2 protein-coding genes are annotated in these 4,381 nt (G+C 70.1%); both read left to right on the top strand.

The annotated features are described in order from the left end of the window. On the top strand, positions 1-639 hold a 639-nt coding region (locus tag I0C86_RS39230; RefSeq protein ID WP_196206378.1), incomplete at its 5' end, for an AMP-binding enzyme. Next, positions 639-4,381, top strand: a 3,743-nt coding sequence (locus I0C86_RS39225) for a non-ribosomal peptide synthetase (RefSeq protein WP_196206377.1), incomplete at its 3' end; no start/stop codon positions are given. The genes I0C86_RS39230 and I0C86_RS39225, both read left to right, overlap by 1 nt.

Genomic DNA, 4,381 nt, shown 5'->3' with positions numbered 1-4,381 from the left:
GTCAGATGGGCCGCCGATGGGCAGGTGGTGTTCCTGGGCCGGGTCGATGACCAGGTCAAGGTACGGGGATACCGGATCGAGCCGGGTGAGATCGAGACTGTGCTGTTGACCCATCCGGGTGTCGAGCAGGTCGCGGTCCTGGCGCGGGAGGACTCCACCGGCGACCGGCGGCTGATCGCCTACGTCGTACCGGCCACGGACGCGGTGCCCGACGAGGAGCTACGTACCCACGCCGCGGCCCGGCTGCCCGAGTACATGGTCCCGGCCACCGTGGTGACCCTCCCCACGCTGCCGATGACCACCAGCGGCAAACTCGACCGCCGAGCCCTGCCCGATCCGGAGTCCACCGGGGGGCCTGTCGGTCGCGAGCCGACTACCGAGCAGGAAAAGCAGCTCTGCCAGCTGTACGCCGAAGTCCTCGAGCGCGCGGTCGTCGGGGTGGACGACAGCTTCTTCGACATCGGCGGCCACTCGCTGCTCGCAATCCGACTGCTGTCCCGGATCCGGGTCGAACTCGGTGCCGAGGTCAAGATCCGCACTCTCTTCGAGTCACCGACACCCGCACAACTCGCTCAAGAGCTTGGAACCCGGAAGTCGAATCGGCCGGCGTTGCGCCGGATGCGTAAGGAGACCAACTGATGCTTCCCTTGTCGTTCGCGCAGCGCCGGTTGTGGTTCCTGGGCCAGTTGGAGGGTCCCAGCTCCACCTACAACATCCCGATCGTGCTACCGCTGCGGGGCACGGTGGATGTCGCCGCGCTGAACGCAGCGCTGCGGGACGTCATCGCCCGGCACGAGTCGTTGCGCACCACCTTCGTCATCGTGGACGGCGAGCCGTACCAGAAGATTCTGGAAACGGCGGAGCTTGACTGGGAGTTGCAGGTCCGCGACGTGTCCGCGGCCGGGTTCGACGAAGCGGTCGAGCAGGCGTCGTGGACGGCGTTCGACCTGTCCACCGAGATGCCGCTGCGGGCCTGGCTCGTCCGGGCCAGCGGCGACGGCGCGACCGAGGCCCGCGATGTGCTGGTACTGCTCGTCCATCACATCGCCGGTGACGGCTGGTCGATGGCGCCGCTGCGCCGGGACGTGGCGACGGCGTATGGGGCCCGGCTGCGTGGTGAGGCGCCGGGCTGGGAGCCGCTGCCGGTGCAGTACGGCGACTACACGCTCTGGCAGCGGGAGCTCCTCGGCGAGGAGTCGGACCCGGACAGCGTCGTCTCGACGCAGCTGCGTTACTGGAAGGAAGCGCTCGCGGGCATCCCGGAGGAGCTCGCACTGCCAGCGGACCGGCCGCGCCCGACGGTGGGCAGTTTCCGCGGCTACCGCGTGCCGGTTCGGGTGCCGGCGAGCGTGCATCAGCGACTCGCCGAGCTCGCCCAGGCGGAGGGTGCCACGCCGTTCATGGTGTTGCAGGCCGCCTTTGCGGTACTGCTGTCCCGGCTGGGCGCGGGCACCGACATCCCGATCGGGTTCCCGATCGCCGGCCGCACCGATGAGGCGCTCAACGACCTGGTCGGGTTCTTCGTCAACACGCTGGTGATCCGCACTGACCTCTCCGGCGACCCGGACTTCCGTCAGCTGCTGGGCCGGGTGCGGGAGACGAGCCTGGGCGCGCTGGACAACCAGGACCTGCCGTTCGAGCGGCTCGTCGAGGAACTCGCGCCGACCCGCTCGCTGGCTCGCTACCCGCTGTGCCAGGTGATGCTGACCGTGCAGAACATCCGCCGCACGGTGCGCAGGACCGAGGAGCCGGAGCCCGCCGAAGCTGTCGGCGTCGAGGGATTGACTCTCGTGCCGGCCCGCTTCGACTGTGAGTTGATCTTGAATGAGATCTTCGAAACGGACGACACCCCGGCCGGCCTGCTGGGGACAATGGCCGTGTCGGCCGACCTGTTCGACGCGGAGACCGGGATGCGCCTGGCGACCTGGTTCGTCCGCGCGCTCGAGGTGCTGACGGCCGCACCGGACGTGCGGCTGCACGAGGTCGACGTGCTGTTGCCGGACGAGCGCGAGCAGGTACTGCGGCGATGGAACGACACCGCCACCCCCGCCCGGGACACCACCATCGTCGAGCTCTTCGAAGAACGGGTGGCGGCAGTCCCGAATGCCCGGGCGGTGGTCGCCGACGGCGTCGCGCTTACGTACGCCCAGCTTGACGCGCGGGTGAATCAGCTGGCGCGGTACCTGCGGGGGCTGGGGGCCGGCCCCGAGTCCGTGGTTGCGGTGACGGTGGAACGCGGCGTCGAGTCGATCGTCGCTCTGCTCGGCGTCCTGAAGGCGGGTGCGGCCTACCTTCCGGTGGATCCGCGATACCCGATCGATCGCGTGGCGTTCATGTTGGCCGAGGGCGGGGCGATGGCCCTGCTCGCGGAATCGGCCTGTGCGCAGGCAATCGGCGGATCCGTGCCGGCTGGGCTGCCGGTGGTGCTCCTGGACGACCCGGAGACCGCGGCGGAGCTGGCCGGCCTGGCCGGTGACGCGCTTTCCGCCGGCGAGCGCGGCCTGCTGCGCCCCGAGCATCCGGCGTACGTCATCTACACCTCCGGATCCACCGGGCGGCCCAAGGGTGTCGTCGTCACCCACCAGAACGTCACCGCGCTCGCGGCGTGGGCCCTGGCCGACATCGGCACCGAGGCGTTGTCCCGGGTCGTCGTGTCGACATCGTTCAGCTTTGACGTGTCGGTGTTCGAGGTGTTCTGTCCCCTGCTGGCCGGCGGCACCATCGAGGTGGTCCGGGACCTGCTGGTGCTGGCCGAGCGGCCGGTGAGCGCCAGCACGCTCAGTGCCGTGCCGTCCGCCTTCGCCCAGGTGCTGACGAGCGGCCTCGGCGAGGTGTCGGCCGACACCGTGGTGTTCGCCGGCGAGACGCTCAGCGCGTCGCTGCTGTCCCAGGTCCGCTCGGTGCTGCCCGGTGCCCGGATCGGAAACCTGTACGGCCCGACCGAGACGACGGTGTACTGCACCGGATGGTTCGCCGACGACTGGGACGGCAAGGGAGAGCCGCCGATCGGCGTGCCGTTCCCGAACAGCCGGATCTATGTGCTCGATGAGCGGCTGCGGCCGGTACCGCCGGGCGTGGCCGGTGAGGCGTACGTGACCGGGGCGCAGGTGACCCGGGGCTACCTGCGCCGTCCCGGGCTCACCGGTGAGCGGTACGTGGCCTGCCCGTTCGAGGCGGGCGAGCGGATGTACCGCACCGGTGACGTGGTGAAGTGGACACCGGCCGGGCAGCTGATGTTCGCCGGCCGGGCCGACGAGCAGGTGAAGGTGCGCGGGTTCCGGATCGAGCCCCGCGAGGTGGAGACCGTCCTGCTGGCCCACCCCGGGGTGGCGCGGGCCGCCGTGCTCGCCCGTGAGGACACGCCCGGTGACCGGCGTCTTGTGGCCTACCTGGTAGCCACGGAGACGGCGGCGACGGAGACCGAGCTGAAAGCGTTCGCGGCGGAGCGGCTGCCGGAGTACATGGTGCCCGCCGCGATCGTGCAGCTCCCCGACCTTCCGTTGATGGCGAACGGCAAGCTCGACCGGTCGGCCCTGCCGGCGCCCGCGTACGCGACGAGCACGGGTCCGGGCAGAGGCCCGGTCACCGTGCGCGAGGAACTGCTGTGCGGGGCGTTCGCCCAGGTACTGGGTCTGGAATCGGTCGGTGTGGACGACAGCTTCTTCGCGCTGGGTGGGCATTCGCTGCTCGCGGTCCGGCTGGCGTCGCGGATCCGGTCGGTCCTGGGTGTGGACCTGCCGCTGCGAACCTTCTTCGAGGCGCCGACCGTGGCGGAGCTGGCCACCCGGATCTCGGGCGCGTCCCAGGAACGGGTGGTGTTGCGGGCCGTCGAGCGTCCGGAGCGCGTCCCGCTGTCGTTCGCGCAGCGTCGGTTGTGGTTCCTGGCCCAACTGGAGGGGCCGAGCCCGACCTACAACCTGCCGGTCGTGACCCGGCTCGCCGCAGACGTGGACACCGCCGCTCTGGCCGAGGCGTTGCGGGATGTGATCGGCCGACACGAATCACTGCGGACGATGTTCGCGGTCGCCGAGGGTGAGCCGTATCAGCGGATCTTGGATCCGGATGAGGCGGCGGTGGCGTTGGAGGTTGTCGGTGTCGAGCCGGGTGAGCTGGCCGGTGAGGTGCGGGCGGCGACTGAGTATGCGTTCGATCTGGCCGTTGAGTTGCCGGTCCGGGCGACGTTGTTCGAGGCCGGGTCGGAGCGTGTTCTGGCGTTGGTGATGCATCACATTGCGGGTGATGGCTGGTCCACCGGGCCGCTGAACCGGGATCTTGCTGCCGCTTACGAGGCGCGGGTTCGTGGGCAGGTGCCGGTGTGGGAGCCGTTGCCGGTGCAGTACGCGGACTATGCGTTGTGGCAGCGGGAGTTGCTGGGTACGGA

It is taken from the genome of Plantactinospora alkalitolerans (assembly GCF_015690345.1).
In the GTDB taxonomy this organism is placed as follows: domain Bacteria; phylum Actinomycetota; class Actinomycetes; order Mycobacteriales; family Micromonosporaceae; genus Plantactinospora; species Plantactinospora alkalitolerans.
Note: the sequence above shows the minus strand (reverse complement) of the source record. Positions and strands in the feature narration are given on the sequence as shown.